The sequence below is a fragment of the Streptomyces sp. NPDC050211 genome (assembly GCF_040656035.1).
Classification (GTDB): Bacteria; Actinomycetota; Actinomycetes; order Streptomycetales; family Streptomycetaceae; genus Streptomyces.
In genome coordinates, this window is sequence record NZ_JBFALC010000115.1 from 1 (window position 1) to 15,870 (window position 15,870).

The following is a 15,870-nucleotide window of genomic DNA, read 5'->3' on the forward strand; positions in this document are numbered from 1 at the left end:
CAGCACCGCCAGCGCGTCCGCGACGGACAGCCGCAGCGCCGCCACGGTGCGGGTGGCGGGGGTGCCGTCCTCGACGGTGACGACGTCCACGGTGTCCGTCCGGCCGGCCTGGCCGGCCGCCAACCCCGGCTCGCCGCCCGGCGGATCCCAGAACACCACGGTGCCCGCGCGGGGCGGGTCGGCCGCCTCGAAGAGCACCGCGCACCGGGTGAGGTCGTCGGCCCAAGCGCCCGTCATCACTGCCATGTCCCTCTGCATTCCCCTTCGTTCAGCCCGGGCCGGGCCGGCCCGGCCCGGTTCGGGGCGGTTCGGTGTCAGCTGCCGAGCCGCTGGTAGCGTCGCACGGACAGCGGGAAGAAAACCGCAAAAATGATCACCGGCCACACCACGCCCATGACAATGGCCTGATCCGCCGCCCAGGTCCCGGTGTCCCAGCCGGGGTTGGCGAACAGCCGCCGCGCGGCCGTCACCGTCGCCGACAGCGGATTCCACTCGGAGAGGGCGGCGAGCCAGCCCGGCATGGTGTCCGGCGAGACGAAGGCGTTCGACAGGAACCCCAGCGGCCACACCAGTGTCTGCACGGCGGTGACGGCGGCCGGGTCCGTGAAGACCAGCCCCAGGTAGATGCCCACCCACAGCAGGGCGAAGCGCAGCAGCAGGAGCAGCCCGACGGCGGCCAGCGCCCGGGCGAACCCGTCGTTCGCGCGCCAGCCGACGGCCAGGCCGCACAGGATCATCACGGTCAGCCCGAGGACCGAGTTGAGCATGTCGGCGATGCTGCGCCCGGTCAGCACCGCCGCGGCGGACGTGGGCATCGCCCTGAACCGGTCGGTGACCCCCTTGGCGGCGTCGCTGATCACGGCCAGCATCGTCACCTCGATGCCGAAGACCATCGTCATGGCGAACATGCCCGGCACCAGGAACTCGCGGTAGCTGCCCCCGCCGGGCACCTGCATCGCCCCGCCGAACAGGTACCCGAACATCAGCACCATCATGATCGGGAAGAGCAGGCCGATGATGACGGGGGCGGGATTGCGGGCCCAGTGGGCCAGCGAACGGCCGGTCAGTACCCAGGAGTCGGACAGCGCCCAGCGGGCGCCGCCGGTAGTGGCCTCGGACTTGGCAACTGCGGTGCTCACACCGTCACCTCTTCCTTCTTCTCGGTCTTGTCCGTGCCGGTGAGGTGCAGGAAGACCTCGTCCAGGGTGGGGCGGCGCAGGGCGATGTCCTCGGCCACCACGCCCGCCTCGCCGAGCGCGCGCACGATCTCGGACAGCGCGGCGACCCGGTCCTGGACCGGGGCGCCCACCCGCCGGTTCTCGGTGTCGGTGTCCGGGTCCCGGCCGGTGATCCGGGTCAGCACGCCCGCCGCCGCGGCGAGGTCACCGCTGTGGCGGACCGTGACGTCGATCCGGTCGCCGCCGATCTGCGACTTCAGCTCGTCGGGGGTGCCCTCGGCGATCAGCCGCCCGCCGGCCCCGCCGGGGGAGGCGATCACCGAGATCCGGTCGGCGAGCTGGTCCGCCTCGTCCAGGTACTGCGTGGTCAGCAACACCGTGGTGCCGTCCTGGACCAGCGAGCGCACCGCGGCCCACACCTCGTTGCGGCTGCGCGGGTCCAGCCCCGTCGTCGGCTCGTCGAGGAAGAGCACCCGCGGCGCGAGGATGAGACTGGCCGCGAGGTCCAGGCGCCGCCGCATCCCGCCCGAGTAGTCCTTGACCTGCTTGGAGCCCGTGCCGGTGAGCCCGAACTGCTCCAGCAGCGCGTCCGCGCGCGCACCGGCCGCACGCTTGCCCAGGTGGTAGAGCCGGCCGAACATCACCAGGTTCTGGCGGCCGCTGAGCACCTCGTCGACCGCGGCGTGCTGGCCGAGCAGCCCGATCCGCGCCCGCACCTGTGCGCTGTCGCGGACCACGTCGAAACCGGCGACCTCGGCGCGGCCCTCGTCCAGCCGGGCCAGCGTCGACAGGATGCGGACCGCGGTCGTCTTGCCGGCGCCGTTGTGGCCGAGCAGCCCGTGCACGGTGCCCTCGGGCACCCGCAGCCCGAACCCGCTCAGGGCCGGGGCGTCGCCGTACCGCTTGCACACGTTCTCGGCGAGGATCGCGTACGCGGATTCCCTCGATGGCCTTGCCATGGGTGTCCTTCCGGGAGGTCGACGGCAGTGCGAGCAGTGTCGATGCCGCCGCTCGGCCCTGCTTCGAGTCCGGCTCGAGCCGGGCGCGCAACGTTGCGTGGGTACGCCTACGTCAGCCCGTTTCACCGGCCCGGAGGAACACGTGGTCACCTTCATCAACCGGTTCACGGTCACCGGCCCGGCCGAGGAGTTCGAGCGGCTCTTCGAGGACACCTCGGCCTTCTTCCGTGACCGCCCCGGATTCCTGCGCCACCGCCTGCTGCGCCACACGCGGCAGGCGGGCGCGTACGTCAACATCGCCGAATGGACGGACGCCGCCTCCTTCCAGGCGGCGGTCACCCACCCGGACTTCGCCCCGCACGCGGCGGCGCTGCGCGCGCTGAGCACCAGCGACCCGAACCTGTACGCACCGGTGCTGGAACGGGAGGCGGCCCCCCGCCGCTGAGCGCCCGCCGCCCACGGCCCGGAGCGGGCCGCCCCCGGTTGTTCGGGGCAGCCCGCTCCGGGCCGTGGGGACCAGGGGGCTCAGCGGGCCGCCCGCACGGACAGCGGGTGGCCGAACACGCCCCGCGGGTCCCACTTCGCCTTGACCGCCTGCAGACGGCGGTAGTTGTCCCCGAAGTACAGCCGGTGCCAGGGAATGCCGGAGGTGTTCCACTTCGGGTCGGCCATGTCGATGTCGGGGAAGTTGATGAAGCAGCCGTCGCTGCGGCCGCCCGGGGCCGGGACGCCGCCGGTGTCGCGGTAGACGTCCGCGTACAGGCGGCGCAGCCAGTCCACGTTCGCCGTGTCCTTGGCCGGGTCCTGCCAGGTGTTCATGAACAGGGCCTTCATCACCGAGTCGCGCTGCGCCGAGGCCGTCGCCGCCGGGGCGAGGGTGTTGACCTTGCCGCCGTAGGACTGGATGGACACCGAACTGGACTCGTTGGTGTGCTCCGGGCTGCCGAGGCGGTCGTACAGGACGTCGATCTGGGCGCTGGTGAACGCCCTGCGCAGATACGCCGACTTGATCTTCTGACGGCCCGTCTCCGCGTCCTGCGCCGCCGCCAGCTCTTCGACCGAGGCCAGCCACGGCAGTGTCTGCGGCGGTGCGACGTAGGCCTCCACCCCCACGCCGGCGCTGAGCGCGGCGATGTGGTCCGCCAGCAGCCGCTGCGCGTCGGGCAGGGTCGCGTCCAGGTGGGTGAAGGCGATCGCGCTCAGGCCCTGGTCGCTTTCGCCCTGGTGACCCAGCAGGACCAGGCCGCTGAACAGGCCCGTGTACGGCGAGCGGGGGCCGCTGTGGCGTTCGTGCCAGCGGCCGTGGTTGCCCACCAGCGCGCGGAACGCGTTCTGGGTCATGCCCTCGCGCGGGAACATCACGGTGGAGGTGAGCACGCTGGGGTGCGGGCGCGGCAGCGCGGCCGCCGGATCGGTGCCCCGGGCCGCGGGGGAGCGGAACCAGTAGCGGGTGACGACACCGAAGTTGCCGCCGCCCGCCCCGGTGTGGGCCCACCACAGGTCCCGGTGCGGATCGTGCGCCTCCCGCGTGGCGATGACCGGGCGGACCCGGCCGGCGGCGTCCACGACGACCACCTCCACGGCCAGCAGGTGGTCGCTGGAGATGCCGTGGCGGCGGGACAGGGCGCCGTAACCGCCGCCCTGCACATGGCCGCCGAAGGCGACCGTCGCGCTGGCGCCGCCGGGGACGGTCACGCCCCAGCCGTAGTAGAGGGTCCGGTACACGTCCATCAGGCGGGCGCCCGCCCCGATCTCGAAGGCGCCGCGCTGCGCGTCCCAGCGGACGGTGTCCATGGCGCCCAGGTCGATGACCCGGCGGATGGAGGCGTCGCCCACGAAGTTCTCGTAGCAGTGGCCGCCGCTGCGCACCGCGATGCGCTCGCCGTCGCGTACCGCCGCGCGCACCGCCCGCACCACCTGCTCGGTGGTCGTCGCCAGCACGAAGGACTCGGGGCGGGCCAAGAACCTCTTGTTGCTGCCGCGCCGGGCGAGGTCCTCGTAGCGCGGGTCCGCCGGGCCGACCACCACGGGCCCGGATCCGGCCGGGCCGGCCGGGCGCGCGGCGGCCGGCGCCGCCGTGACGCCGGCCGCGGCAGTTGCGGCGGTTGCGGCGATCGTTGTGGCCACGAAGCTTCTGCGGTTGGGGGCAGTCATCTCACGCACCCGCTCACACGCCGGCGCGCTCGGACAGCGCCCGGTTGATCAGTTCCAGGTAGGCGCGCGGGGTCTCGGCCTCGTCCACGGCCTCCTCGTCCAGCAGCACCTCGAAGTCCCGCTCGATGCGCCCGGTCGTCTGCAGCACCGCCAGCGAGTCGTAGCCGAGTTCGCCGAACGGGACATCCAGGATGTCGCCGTCCAGGTCCACGCCCTCCTCCTCGCCCGCGCACTCGCGCAACAGGGCTGTCAGATCAGTGAGTTCCAGCCGGTTCACGGATACCTCTTTCTCCGGTGTTCTGCAGTGTTCTGCGGTGTTCTTCGTTCTTCGGTGTTCCATCGGTGCGGGCGGGACGGGTGGACAGGCGGGCGGTGGCTATGCGCGGACCACGGCCGCGGCATTGAAGCCCCCGCGGCCGCGCGCCAGCACCAGCGCCGTGCGCAGTTCGACGCCCCGGCGCGGGGTGCCCGTCACCAGGTCCAGGGGGCAGTCGTCGGCTACCCGCCGGGTGCCGGTCGTGGGCGGGATCACCTGGTCGCGCAGCGACAGCAGAGCGGCGGCCACATCCAGCGAGGCGCCGCCGGCGGCGAGCCGGCCCGTCATGCTCTTCGGCGCGGTCACCGGGACGCCGTACGCCCCGAACAACTCGCCCAGCGCCTCGGCCTCGACGCGGTCGGCCGCCCGCTCGCCGGCGCCGTCGGCGAAGACCACGTCGACCTGGTCGGCGCGTACCCCGGCGTCGGCCAGGGCCAGTTCGGCCGCGGCGCCCAGCCGGCCGGCGCCGCCGGTGTGCGGGGCCGGGTCGAAGGTGGACGCGTACCCGGCGACCGTGCCGTACGTGCGGGCGCCGCGGGCGCGGGCCGCGTCGGCGGCCTCCAGGATCAGCAGCGCGCCGCCCTCACCGGGGACGTAGCCGCCGGCGTCCGCCGAGAAGGGCAGGAAGGCGCGGTGGGGGTCGTCGCTGACGCTGATGCGGCCCTCGGCCAGGTGTGCGGCCCAGCTCCACGGGCACAGCGCGGAGTCGACGGCGCCGGTGACCACGACCGTCGCGCCCTTGCGCAGCTGGCGCCGGGCCTGTCCCACGGCGTCGAGCCCGCCGGCCTGCTCGGACACCAGCACCCCGCTGGCGCCGCGCAGCCCGTGGCGGATGGAGATCTGACCGGTGTTCACCGCGTAGAACCAGGCGAAGGACTGATACGCGCTGACGTGCGAGCTGCCCTTGCTCCACAGGGCCTGCAGCTCGCGCTGGCCGAACTCGAAACCGCCCGCGGACGCCGCGGTGACCGCGCCCGCCGCGTAGTGGGGCAGCTCGGCCGGGTCGATGCCGGCGTCGGCCAGCGCCTCCTCGGCGGCCACCAGCGACAGCCGGGTCACCTGGTCGGTCTGCGACAGCAGCCGGCTGGGCACATGGTCCTCGGCGACGAAGCCGGGCACCTCGCCGGCGAGCCGGGCCGGATACCGGGAGGCGTCGAAGCGGGTCAGCTCACGGATGCCGCTCTCGCCGCGCAGGACGGCCGCCCACCAGGCCTCGGCGCCCAGCCCGTTGGGGGCGGCGACACCGATGCCGGTGACCACGGCGTGGGTGGGGCGGGCCGCCGCGGCGGGGCCCGGGGGCGCCGGGGCGGTGGCGGTACGTTCGAGGAGGGCCGTGCCGGTCATGCGCTCACTCCCAGGTGCGGACGGGTCAGGACCATGGCGCTTTGGAAACCGCCGAACCCGCTGCCCACGGTGAGGACCGTGTCGGTCACCTGCTCGCGGGCCACCAGCGGCGTGTAGTCCAGGTCGCAGGCGGGATCGGGTTCGTGCAGATTGGCCGTCGGCGGGACGACGCCGTGCTCGATGGCCAGCGCGCTGGCGGCCACCTCGAGGGAGCCGATCGCGCCGAGCGAGTGCCCGATCATCGACTTGATCGAGCTGACCGGCACGGCGTGGGCCCGCTGGCCCAGACCGCGCTTGAACGCGGTCGTCTCGTGCCGGTCGTTCTGCTTGGTGCCCGAGCCGTGGGCGTTGATGTAGTCGACGGCGTCGGGGCCGAGCCTGGCCTCGTCCAGGGCGGCGGTGATGGCCTCGGCCATCTCCCTGCCGTCCGTGCGCAGGCCGGTCATGTGGTAGGCGTTGCTGCGGCTGGCGAAGCCGGCGATCTCGGCGTACACATGCGCGCCGCGGCGGCGCGCGTGCTGCAGCTCCTCGACGACCAGGACGGCCGACCCCTCGCCGAGCACGAACCCGTTGCGGGTGCGGTCGAAGGGCCGCGAGGCGGACTCCGGCTCGTCGTTGCGGGGGGTGGTGGCCTTGATCGCGTCGAAGCAGGCCAGCGTGATGGGGGAGATCGGTGCCTCGGTGGCGCCGGTGACCATGACGTCGGCGCTGCCCTCGCGGATCAGCTCGACCGCGTGCCCGACGGAGTCCAGGCCCGAGGTGCAGCCCGTGGACACCAGCGAGACCGGCCCCTGCGCGCCGACGGTGTGGGCGACCTCGGCGGCCAGCGAGCTGGGCACGAAGTAGTCGAACAGATGGGCCACGGCCCGGGTGTGGTCGACCAGCCAGTGGGCGCCGTTGTCGCTGACCGCCGCGTACTGCGTGTCCAGGCCGCTGGTGCAGCCGACCGCGCTGCCGAGCGTGACCCCGGTGCGCAGCGGGTCGAGCTGCCCGCCCAGTCCGCTGTCGGCCAGCGCCTCGCGGGCGCTGACCACCGCGAACTGCGCGGCGCGGTCGAGCCGTTCGCTCTCCGCCGCGGTGAACCCGTGCGCGTCGGCGTCGAAGTCCACCTCCGCGGCGATGCGCGAACGGAACTGGGCCGGGTCGAACAGGGTGATGCCACGGGTGGCCGTGCGGCCCGAGGTGAGCTGCGACCAGAACTCCTTGGTACCCACTCCGCCCGGGGCGACCACACCGATTCCGGTGATCACGACCCTTCTCATCGGCTGTCCCTCACAGTTGTCCTCCAGGTGTCACGACGGCGGCGCGAATCGTCGCCCAGCCGACAACACGAGCCCCACGTCGACGCTCGAAGCGTCGCCGACGTCCCTGGAGAACGGCTTGAACCCGACGCGGGCGCGCCAGCGCCTACGCCGTCTCCGGCAGCCGGGCGGCCAGCGCGTCGAAGCGGCGCACCAGCGCCTCCTGACGGCGGCACAGCTCGTCGATGTGCCGCTGCAGGCGGGCGATCTCGCTGCCGAGTTCGACCGTGCCGGCCGGCGCGGCGCACCGGTTTGGGCCCGCGGGCGCGGACAGGTCGGGGGCGTGGGTGAGGATCGCCTGAAGGCGCCCGCGCAGGACCGGCCCCGGTTCGATGCCCAGGCCCTGCACGAGCCGGCGGCGGGCCCGTTCGTACACGCCGAGGGCCTCGGCCTGGCGGCCGCTGCGGTACAGGGCGACCATCAGCAGGTCATAGAACCGCTCGCGCAGCGGATGGTCGGCCGTCAGCTTCTCCAGCTCGCCGGTGATCTCGCCGTGCTGGGCGCAGCGCAGGCATGCGTCGTACAGGCTCTCCAGCGCGGTCAGCCGGTTCTCCTCCAGCCGGTCGGCCTCGCCGGTGCACAGCGGTCCGCAGCGGCTGTCCTGCAGGGCCGGGCCACGCCACAACGCCAGGGCCCGGCGCAGCAGTTGGGCCGCGTGGCCGGGGTCGGTGGCGAGGGCGGCGCGGCCCTTGGCGGACAGCCGGGCAAAGCGCTGGACGTCGGTGGTGGCGCGGCCCAGGCTCAGCAGATACCCGGCCGGCCCGGTGGAGATCCACTCGTGGCCGGGGACGGGCCCGGCCTGCTCCGGCAGCAGCCGGCGCAGCCGGGCCACGTGTGCCTGCAGCGCGTTCGCCGCGTTGGAGGGGGGACGCTCGCCCCACAGCTCCTCGGTGAGCTGGTCCACGGACAGTGGCCGGCCGGCGTGCAGCACCAGCGCGGACAGCAGGACGCGCTGCTTGGGCCCCGGCGGCACGATGTCGCTCCCCGCCCCGCCGTCCCGGATCTCCACCGGCCCCAGCAGCCGGAACTCGGTCTCCTCACCGGCGGACAACAGCGACGCGCCCCGCCCGGCAGCGGCCGCAGCGGCCCCGCCCGGCACGGTCGGCGCGGTGCCCTCCGGTCCGGTCGGCGGGGTCCCGTGCGGTGCGGTCGGCGGGGTCCTGCCCGGTCCGGTTGGCGCGGCTCCGTTCGGCACGGTCGGAGCGGTCCCGTCCGGTGCGGTGATCGCGGTGCCGTGCGGTGCGGTCGGCGCGGCCGGGCCCGGCGCGGTCATCGCGGTGCCGCTCGGTCCGGTGTGGGGCCGGGCCGCCGGGAGCGGTACGGCCCGTCGGGCAGTCCGGGTGCCGGCCGGTGCGCGGTCCGGGGTGGCCGTAGGGCGGGGTGGGGCGGTGCGGCGGGGGCGCCGTGCCGCCCGAACACGCCGACGCGGGCGCCGGGTTCGGTGCCGGCGGGGCGGTCGGGCACGGGCCGGCGCTGTTCCATGGTGACTCCGTCACTGGTCGGGTGGGGCGGCGGCCACCAGGGGTGGCGTGGCGTGCTGGGGCCGTCGTGATCCGGTCCGGTTCGGCCATCGCGACGGCCGCGCGGTGCGGCGCTCGTCGTGCGGACGATAGCCACCCCACGCGGGCGGCGGCCGTCCGTGCGAGCCCGGCTCCAGCCTGCGTACAAGCGTTCTCGAGTGCGCCGGATCCAGGTGGAAAGGCCGCGTGTGGAAGGTCGCTTGAACGCGGCTGGAGATACCGAGGGGCGCCACGGGAACGGGGCTAGCGTGCTGCACGGCCGACGGCTTTGAGCCAACGAGTGGAAGCACCCACTCAACCGGTACGGGGAGGAAACTGTGGAGATACAGGTTCTGGGTCCGTTGAGCGCTCACGTCAACGGGGTCTCGATCGTTCCGACTGCGGGCAAGCCGAGGCAGATCCTCGCTCTGCTCGCCTTCTACCCGGGCAGGGTCATGCCTGTGCCCACCCTCATGGAGGAGATCTGGGGCACCGACATGCCCCAAAGCGCGATGACCACCATGCAGACGTACATCCTGCAGCTGCGCCGCCGCCTGGGCACCGCCATGGGGCCCGATGCCCCCGGCACAGCCAAGGAGGTGCTGGCCACCCGGCACGGCGGCTACCTGCTGCAGGTGCCGCCCGAGAGCGTCGACGTCCAGCGCTACGAGCAGCTGGTGACGGCCGGCCAGTCGGCCTTCGAGGAGGGCGAGGACGCCAGCGCGGCCGGACTGTTCCGGGACGCGCTGGGCATGTGGCAGGGGCCCGCGCTGGTCGACGTGCGCGTCGGGCCGATCCTGGAGATCGAGGTCATGCGGCTGGAGGAGAGCCGTCTGGTCACCGTCGAGCGGCGCATCGACTCCGACCTGCGCCTGGGCCGGCACGCCGAACTCATCGCCGAGCTCACCGACCTGGTCGCCCGGCACCCGCAGCACGAGGGCCTGCACTCCCAGGCCATGGTGGCGCTGTACCGCTCCGGCCGGCAGGCCACCGCGCTGGACGTCTACCGCCGGCTGCGCAAGCGGCTGATCGAGGAGCTGGGCGTGGAGCCCTCGCCGCAGCTGCAGCGGCTGCACCAGGCGATGCTCACCGTCGACCCGGCGCTGGACGTGGCGTGCGGGCCGCGCCCCACCTCCACCTTCAACCTGTACGCGGTCTGAGCCCGAGCGCGCCTCGAGGACGGGGCGCGAGCCTGGCGGGGCGCGGGAGACGACCCAGGCCCTCGGCGGCGGAGCACGCCGCTAACGCGGGCCCGGGCACGCCATCGGCCGCCTTGTCGTCGGTCGCCGGCGCCGATCCGCCGCCGTGTGCTCCCCGCGGCCTGATCCGCCGGACAGGCCCCAGGCGCGAGGAGACAAAAAGGGGACGGCCGATGCCCGACGAACAGCCGGTGCTGCTGCACTGCTTCGCGCACGCCGGAGCGGGTGTCTCGTCGTTCCACGGCTGGAGCGCCCGCCTGGGCACCGGCGTGGCGGCGGTGCCGCACCTGCTGCCCGGCCGCGACGGCCGGCGCCGCGAGGCCAGGGTGACGACACGCCAGGCGCTGCTGGCCGACCTGATGGACGACTTCACCACCGCGCCGCACACGCCGTACGTGCTGTACGGGCACAGCCTCGGCGCGCTGGTCGCCTACACGCTCACCCGGGCCCTGCACGAGGCCGGACTGCCCGGCCCGGTGCTGCTCGCCGTGGGCGCCTGCCCGCCGCCCGATGCCGCCTCCCGGCTGGCGGACGCCTGCCGGGAGGGCGACGAACACCTGCTGCATCTGCTCGACACGGTGGGCGCGGTGCCCGAGGGCACCGCCCCCGGCAGCTACTGGTACCGGTCCGTGATGCCGGTGCTGCGCGCCGACCTGACCCTCGCCGACCGGCTGCGCCGCGACGCCCGCACCCCGGCTGCGGGCGGCCCGCTGACGGTGCCGGTGCTGACCGTCGCCGGCGCCGGCGACCCGCTGGTGTCCCCCGCCGAACTGGCCGGCTGGCGGCGCTTCAGTGCGGGGCCGCTGTACGCCCGCACCCTGCCCGGCGACCACTTCTTCGTCCGCGGGCCCCACCTGCCCCACCTGCTCGGGCGGGCCTGCCGCGTCGTACGGCGGCTGAGCGCCGCGCCGGCCCTGCGGTGAGCCGGCCGCACCTCGATGCAGCCCCGCCCCCCTCTTTTCGGGGCGCGGGAACCCACCCCAGGAGGACGAGGATGAAGGTGCCCCAGATGGACCGGGTCAACGAAGTGCACACCGACGTCTGTGTGGTCGGCGCGGGCCCCGCCGGCCTCGCGCTGACCCTGATGCTGCTGCGCTCCGGCGTCCGCGTCGCCCTGCTGGAGCGCTCCACCGCACTGCGCCGCGACTTCCACGGCGAGATCCTCCAGCCCGGCGGCCAGCGCGTCCTGGGCGACCTGGGCGTCCTGGACGCCGCCGCCGGCCGCGGCGCCTGCAGCCTGCGCGGCTTCCAGGTGGTGCAGGACGAACGGCTGCTGCTCGACGTCGACTACCGGCGCCTGACACCGCCGTACGACCGTCTGCTCGCCCTGCCGCAGCGCCATCTGCTGCTCGAACTGTTCGCCGCCTGCCGCGCCCTGCCCGGCTTCACCCCGCTGGAGGGCTACCGGCTCAGTGCGCTGCTGCGCGACGGCGAGGCGGCCTGCGGGGCCGTGGCGCAGCACGGCACCGGGCACACGGCGACGGTGCGGGCCCGCGTCGTGGTCGGCGCCGACGGCCGCTACTCCCGCACCCGGATGCTGGCCGGCATCGACGCCGGACGGACCGAGGCGTTCGACCAGGACGTGGTGTGGTTCACGCTGCCCGCGCCGCACGCCGCCACCGGGCAGGTACGGGTCCACCGCACCGCCCGCGGCGCCCTCCTGGTCCACGACACCTACCCCGGCCGGCTGCGCATCGGCTGGACCCTGCCGCACCGCAGCTGGAATAAGATCGCCGCCCGCGGCATCGATGCGATCCGCCGTGAACTGACCGACGCGCTGCCCCAGTTCGCGGACCTGTTCAGGGAGCATCCGCCCGCGCTGGCGGACCTGAAACTGCTCGACGTGTTCGCCGCCCAGGCCACCGAGTGGGTACGCGACGGGCTGATGCTCGTCGGGGACAGCGCCCACACGCACGGCCCGATCGGCGCCCAGGGCATCAACCTCGCCCTGCAGGACGCGGCCGCCGCCCACCCCGTCCTGCTGGAGGCCGTCCGCACGGGCGATGCGCGCCGGACGGCGCTGCTGCCCTACGAGGTGCGGCGCAGGCCCGCGGCGGCCGCCGTGCACCGGATGCAGCGGCTGCAGGCCAAGGCACTGCTCGGCCGCGGCGGACCCGTCACCACCCGGCTGCGCGCCCACGCCGCCCCCCTGATCCTCCGCTCCCGCATCGGCGAGCGCATCACCCGCAAGATCGCCTACGGCACCGACCCGGTCGGCGTGCGCCGCGACCTGTTCATCCCCCGCGGGACCAGCGACCGGGCACCCTCCGGCGTACGCGGGTGATGGGGCCGGCAGCACAGCTCCAGCACCCTTCGAACCTTCCTCGAGCGCTCCGGCCCACCGTGAAAGGCGCCGCGCGGTGTGCGCGCCGCCCACCGACCCGGAGGAGAACCGTGCCGACGTTCACGTACCCCGAGATCCCGGTGGACGGCCTGCTGCGCGCGTCCGCCGCACGCGACCCCGGCGGCACCGCCGTGCGCACCGCCCGCGCGGCCCTGTCCTTTGGTGACCTCGACGCCCGCGCCGACCGGATCGCCGCGTATGTGCAGCGGCACACCGGCGGCCGGCCGGGCGCGCGGATCGGCGTGGCGAACGTCCTCGATGCGGTCTTCGCCGCCGGCTATCACGGCGTCCTGCGCGCCGGCGCCACGGTGGTGCTGGTCAACCCGCTGATCGGCGAGGACGGACTGCGGCACGTGTTCGCCGCGTCCGGCGCCGAGATCGCGCTGGTGCCCGCCGCGACGGCCCACCTGCTGGCCAAGCTGCGCCCCGCCCTGCCCGCCCTGCACACCGTCGTGGTGACCGACGCGCCCGACGCCGTGGTGCCGCCCGGCTGCCTGCCCCTGCACACCGCCCTGGACGGGATACCGCAGGCCCCCGAACCGGTGACCGCCGACCTGGACGCCGTGGCCTGCGTGCAGTTCACCACCGGCACCACCGGCCGCCCCAAGGGCGTGCTGCTCACCCACCGCAACGTGGTCGCCAACGCCCGGCAGACCGCGCTGGCCCACCGCCTGGACGGTGACTCGGTCACCGTCAACCACCTGCCGCTGTACCACGTCATGCACCTCAACTCGGCGCTGGACGCGGGCGCCTGCCAGGTGCTGTGCCCCGACCCGGACCCGCTGGTGTCGCTGGCGGTGGCCGCCGGCACCGGCGCCACCCACTACTACGGGCTGCCCGCACGGCTGCACCGCCTCGCCGCCGACCCGAGGCTCGCCGCCACCGAGCGTGCCGCCCGCGGCGGAGGCCGGCTGACGGCCGTGCTCTCCGGCGGCTCCGCACTGCGCCGGGATGCCGCCCACACCCTGCGCGAGCTGCTCGGCGTCCCCGTCGTCCAGGGCTACGGCATGGCCGAACTCGCCCCGCTCACCCACTGCCAGCAGCCCGGCCGCTACCGGCCCGGCGCGGTCGGCGCCCCGGTGCCCGGAACCCGGTGCCGGCTCATCGACCTCACCACCGGCCGCCCGGTCGGCGTCTGGTCCACCGGCGAGGTCCAGGTCAAGGGCCCCCAGCTGATGGCCGGCTACCTCGGCGAGGAGACCTGCGCGCGCATCGACGCCGACGGCTGGTTCTCCACCGGGGACGTCGGCTACGTCGATGACGACGGCGCCCTGTGGCTGGTCGACCGGCTCGACGACATCTTCAAGTACGACAACGAGATCGTCTCGCCCAGCCGGGTCGAAGGGATCCTCGCCACCGACCCCAGGGTCGCCGACTGCGTGGTCGCCGGCTGGCCCGACGAGGAACACGGCGGCCTGGTCTGGGCGGGCCTCGTCCTGCGCGACGAGGCCGACACCGGCCCCCGGGTCCTCGACGTCCTCGACTCGATCACGGCCCGCGCCAACGAACAGCTCGCCCCCTTCGAGCACATCCGCCTCACCGAGGCCCTGGACACGGTGCCGCGCACCCCCACCGGCAAACCCGCCCGGCGCCTGATCCGCCAGCAGCTCGCCCAGCGCGCCGCGTCCTGACCCACCGCACCCGCCCCGCACCTTCGCATCCCCCGGTTCTTGAGGAGAAGACCATGGTGACCTTCGTCAACAAGCTGACCGTGCACGGCGACCTCGACACCTTCCTCGCCGTCAAGGGCAAGCTCACCGCCTACATGTCCGCCCAGCCCGGATACGTCAGCCACCTGACCCTGCGGCACGCGGGCGAGCCGAACGTCTACCTCGAACTCGCCGTGTGGAAGGACGTCGCCGCCCACCAAAAGGCCGTCCGCAGCGAGGAGTTCCAGTTGCTGGTCAAGGGCCTGGGCCCGCTGGCCACGCCCGACCCGGGCCTGTACGAGATCGTCGAGGAGAGCGCGTGATGCACGACCTCGACCGGCCGCGCGCGATCGTCGTCGGCGCGGGCCCCGTCGGCCTGACCGCCGCCCACGAACTCGCCCGCCGGGGCCTGCGGGTGCGGCTGGTCGACGCCGCCCCCGGCCCTGCGCCCACCAGCCGGGCCGTGGCGGTGCACCCGCGCACCCTGGAGACGCTCGCGCAGATGGGCGTCGTCGACGCACTCCTGGGCCGGGGACGGCCCAACCGCGCCTTCACCATGTACTCCGCCGGACGCCGCCTGGTGCGGCTGGAGGCCGACTACACCACGATGCCGACCTCCTACCCGTACTCACTGATCGCCCCTCAGACCGACACCGAGGCGGTGCTGCGCGAGGCCGTGGCCCGGCTCGGCGTCGACATCGAGTGGGGCGTCACCCTGACCGGGTTCGAGCAGGACCCGCACTCGGTGCGGGTGCGGCTGCGCGGCCCGGACGGCGTCGAGGAGAGCGCCGAGACCTCATGGCTGGTCGGCTGCGACGGCGGGCACAGCACCGTACGCAAGCTGCTCGGCCTCGAGCTGATCGGCGAGAGCAGCGAGCGGTGGATGCTCGCCGATGCGCCCGTCGCCACCGACCTGGCGCCCGACACCATCTACTGGACCCACACCGGCGGACACGCCCTGATGATGGTGCCCTACGCCCGCGACGGGCACTGGCGGCTGCTGGACACCGCGCCCGCCCCCGACGGCGGCACGGCACAGCTGGGGGCCAGGCTGTCCAAGGGGCTCGGCCGCGCGGTCGAGGTCGGCGAGGCGCAGTGGACCTCCGTGTTCACCTTCCAGCAGCGGATGGTGAAGCGGATGCAGGACGGCCGCGTCTTCGTGGCCGGCGACGCCGCCCATGTGCACAGCCCCGCCTCCGGACAGGGCATGAACACCGGCATCCAGGAGGCCTACAACCTCGCCTGGAAACTCGCCCAGGTCGACCAGGGCCATGCGGGACGGGCCCTGCTCGACACCTACAGCGAGGAACGCGTGCCGATCGGAGCGGCCCTGCTGGGCTCCACCCGCACCGCCACCTTCCTGGTCCAGCTGAAGAACCTGCTGGCCTCGGCCGCGCTGCCCGTCGTCTTCGCCGTCGTGCGCGGCGTGCCGGCGCTGCGCCGCGCCCTGCAGCGCAAGGTCCTGGGCGGCATGTCCGGCCTGCGCATCGGATACGACGACTCCCGCCTGACCACCGTCGAGTCGTTCCGGCAGGTCGTCGGCGCCGGACCCGTGGTGCTGTCCGGGACCGTGCCGACCCCCGGCCCCCGCCCCGGCCGGCGGATCACCGAGGCCCCCGTCCACGATCCCGCCGCACCCGGCTGCCGTGCCCTGCACGACGAACTGCGCGACCCCCGCTGGTCGTTGCTGCTCGCCGCGGGCGGCACCGGACCCGGTGACACGCCCGTCGGCGTCGCCGTCACCGCCGCCGTCCAGTACGGCCAGTGGCTGTCCGTGCGCACCGTCGGCGGCGAGGACGGCGACGGCGGGCCGGGCCCGCTCGCCGACCCCGACGCCCGGCTGCGCACGGCGCTCGGTCTGGACCCGGGCCACTGGGTGCTTCTCCGCCCGGACGGCTATGTCGCCGCGCGCGGCGGCCAGTTGACC

The 15,870-nt window shown here is 74.3% G+C and carries 16 protein-coding genes; 7 read left to right on the forward strand and 9 right to left on the reverse strand.

Annotated elements, in window-relative coordinates; translation table 11 throughout:
- From AB0I98_RS47685 to AB0I98_RS47695, 3 genes are all read right to left on the reverse strand, one after another.
- Nucleotides 1-246 (reverse strand): hypothetical protein (locus AB0I98_RS47685; protein WP_362952443.1); only part of this gene is annotated, 246 nt, incomplete at its 3' end.
- Between the two features lie 68 nt (nucleotides 247-314).
- Nucleotides 315-1,139 (reverse strand): ABC transporter permease, encoded by an 825-nt coding sequence (locus AB0I98_RS47690; RefSeq protein ID WP_362952445.1) that lies wholly within the window; start codon nucleotides 1,137-1,139, stop codon nucleotides 315-317.
- Nucleotides 1,136-2,137 (reverse strand): ATP-binding cassette domain-containing protein, encoded by a 1,002-nt coding sequence (locus AB0I98_RS47695; RefSeq protein ID WP_362952447.1) that lies wholly within the window; start codon nucleotides 2,135-2,137, stop codon nucleotides 1,136-1,138. Before AB0I98_RS47695 ends, AB0I98_RS47690 begins: the two co-directional genes overlap by 4 nt.
- A gap of 142 nt (nucleotides 2,138-2,279) precedes the next feature.
- Between AB0I98_RS47695 and AB0I98_RS47700 the strand changes: the two genes are divergently transcribed.
- Nucleotides 2,280-2,582: an antibiotic biosynthesis monooxygenase family protein gene (locus AB0I98_RS47700; RefSeq protein WP_362952449.1), complete on the forward strand. Its 303-nt coding sequence runs from the start codon at nucleotides 2,280-2,282 to the stop codon at nucleotides 2,580-2,582.
- A gap of 80 nt (nucleotides 2,583-2,662) precedes the next feature.
- Here AB0I98_RS47700 and AB0I98_RS47705 read toward each other — a convergent pair whose 3' ends face one another.
- The 6 genes from AB0I98_RS47705 to AB0I98_RS47730 form a co-directional block, all read right to left on the reverse strand.
- Complete coding sequence (locus AB0I98_RS47705; protein ID WP_362952451.1) at nucleotides 2,663-4,291, reverse strand: FAD-binding protein; 1,629 nt, start codon at nucleotides 4,289-4,291, stop codon at nucleotides 2,663-2,665.
- A 13-nt stretch (nucleotides 4,292-4,304) separates the two neighbouring features.
- A complete protein-coding gene (locus AB0I98_RS47710) occupies nucleotides 4,305-4,568 on the reverse strand; it encodes an acyl carrier protein (RefSeq protein ID WP_362952453.1) in 264 nt (87 codons plus the stop codon).
- Nucleotides 4,569-4,667: 99 nt separating this feature from the next.
- The gene (locus AB0I98_RS47715; RefSeq protein ID WP_362952455.1) at nucleotides 4,668-5,951 is read right to left on the reverse strand and encodes a ketosynthase chain-length factor; all 1,284 of its coding nucleotides are present in this window, start codon (nucleotides 5,949-5,951) and stop codon (nucleotides 4,668-4,670) included.
- Nucleotides 5,948-7,213: a beta-ketoacyl-[acyl-carrier-protein] synthase family protein gene (locus AB0I98_RS47720; RefSeq protein WP_362952457.1), complete on the reverse strand. Its 1,266-nt coding sequence runs from the start codon at nucleotides 7,211-7,213 to the stop codon at nucleotides 5,948-5,950. Before AB0I98_RS47720 ends, AB0I98_RS47715 begins: the two co-directional genes overlap by 4 nt.
- A gap of 145 nt (nucleotides 7,214-7,358) precedes the next feature.
- Nucleotides 7,359-8,525, reverse strand: coding sequence for an AfsR/SARP family transcriptional regulator (locus tag AB0I98_RS47725; RefSeq protein WP_362952459.1), 1,167 nt, complete (start codon nucleotides 8,523-8,525; stop codon nucleotides 7,359-7,361).
- Nucleotides 8,522-8,734, reverse strand: a complete 213-nt coding sequence (locus AB0I98_RS47730; protein WP_362952461.1) for a hypothetical protein — start codon at nucleotides 8,732-8,734, stop codon at nucleotides 8,522-8,524. The genes AB0I98_RS47725 and AB0I98_RS47730 overlap by 4 nt, the downstream gene beginning before the upstream one ends.
- Nucleotides 8,735-9,089: 355 nt before the next feature.
- Here AB0I98_RS47730 and AB0I98_RS47735 point away from each other — a divergent pair, with 355 nt between their 5' ends.
- The 6 genes from AB0I98_RS47735 to AB0I98_RS47760 form a co-directional block, all read left to right on the forward strand.
- Nucleotides 9,090-9,911, forward strand: coding sequence for an AfsR/SARP family transcriptional regulator (locus AB0I98_RS47735; protein ID WP_362952463.1), 822 nt, complete (start codon nucleotides 9,090-9,092; stop codon nucleotides 9,909-9,911).
- Nucleotides 9,912-10,123: 212 nt separating this feature from the next.
- On the forward strand, nucleotides 10,124-10,873 hold the full coding sequence (locus AB0I98_RS47740) for an alpha/beta fold hydrolase (RefSeq protein ID WP_362952465.1): 750 nt from the start codon (nucleotides 10,124-10,126) through the stop codon (nucleotides 10,871-10,873).
- A 71-nt stretch (nucleotides 10,874-10,944) separates the two neighbouring features.
- A complete protein-coding gene (locus tag AB0I98_RS47745; protein ID WP_362952467.1) occupies nucleotides 10,945-12,234 on the forward strand; it encodes an FAD-dependent monooxygenase in 1,290 nt (429 codons plus the stop codon).
- Between the two features lie 110 nt (nucleotides 12,235-12,344).
- Nucleotides 12,345-13,925: an AMP-binding protein gene (locus AB0I98_RS47750; RefSeq protein ID WP_362952469.1), complete on the forward strand. Its 1,581-nt coding sequence runs from the start codon at nucleotides 12,345-12,347 to the stop codon at nucleotides 13,923-13,925.
- A 53-nt stretch (nucleotides 13,926-13,978) separates the two neighbouring features.
- Complete coding sequence (locus tag AB0I98_RS47755; protein ID WP_362952471.1) at nucleotides 13,979-14,266, forward strand: antibiotic biosynthesis monooxygenase family protein; 288 nt, start codon at nucleotides 13,979-13,981, stop codon at nucleotides 14,264-14,266.
- Nucleotides 14,266-15,870 (forward strand): FAD-dependent oxidoreductase (locus tag AB0I98_RS47760; protein ID WP_362952473.1); only part of this gene is annotated, 1,605 nt, incomplete at its 3' end. The genes AB0I98_RS47755 and AB0I98_RS47760, both read left to right, overlap by 1 nt.

What these genes read in the sequence shown, in the direction of transcription:
- AB0I98_RS47695 (WP_362952447.1), bottom strand. Translation starts at nt 2,137, where the DNA reads ATGGCAAGGCCATCGAGGGAATCCGCGTACGCGATCCTCGCCGAGAAC.
- AB0I98_RS47745 (WP_362952467.1), top strand. Translation starts at nt 10,945, where the DNA reads ATGAAGGTGCCCCAGATGGACCGGGTCAACGAAGTGCACACCGACGTC.
- AB0I98_RS47720 (WP_362952457.1), bottom strand. Translation starts at nt 7,213, where the DNA reads ATGAGAAGGGTCGTGATCACCGGAATCGGTGTGGTCGCCCCGGGCGGA.
- AB0I98_RS47715 (WP_362952455.1), bottom strand. Translation starts at nt 5,951, where the DNA reads ATGACCGGCACGGCCCTCCTCGAACGTACCGCCACCGCCCCGGCGCCC.
- AB0I98_RS47740 (WP_362952465.1), top strand. Translation starts at nt 10,124, where the DNA reads ATGCCCGACGAACAGCCGGTGCTGCTGCACTGCTTCGCGCACGCCGGA.
- AB0I98_RS47730 (WP_362952461.1), bottom strand. Translation starts at nt 8,734, where the DNA reads ATGGAACAGCGCCGGCCCGTGCCCGACCGCCCCGCCGGCACCGAACCC.
- AB0I98_RS47705 (WP_362952451.1), bottom strand. Translation starts at nt 4,291, where the DNA reads ATGACTGCCCCCAACCGCAGAAGCTTCGTGGCCACAACGATCGCCGCA.
- AB0I98_RS47755 (WP_362952471.1), top strand. Translation starts at nt 13,979, where the DNA reads ATGGTGACCTTCGTCAACAAGCTGACCGTGCACGGCGACCTCGACACC.
- AB0I98_RS47725 (WP_362952459.1), bottom strand. Translation starts at nt 8,525, where the DNA reads ATGACCGCGCCGGGCCCGGCCGCGCCGACCGCACCGCACGGCACCGCG.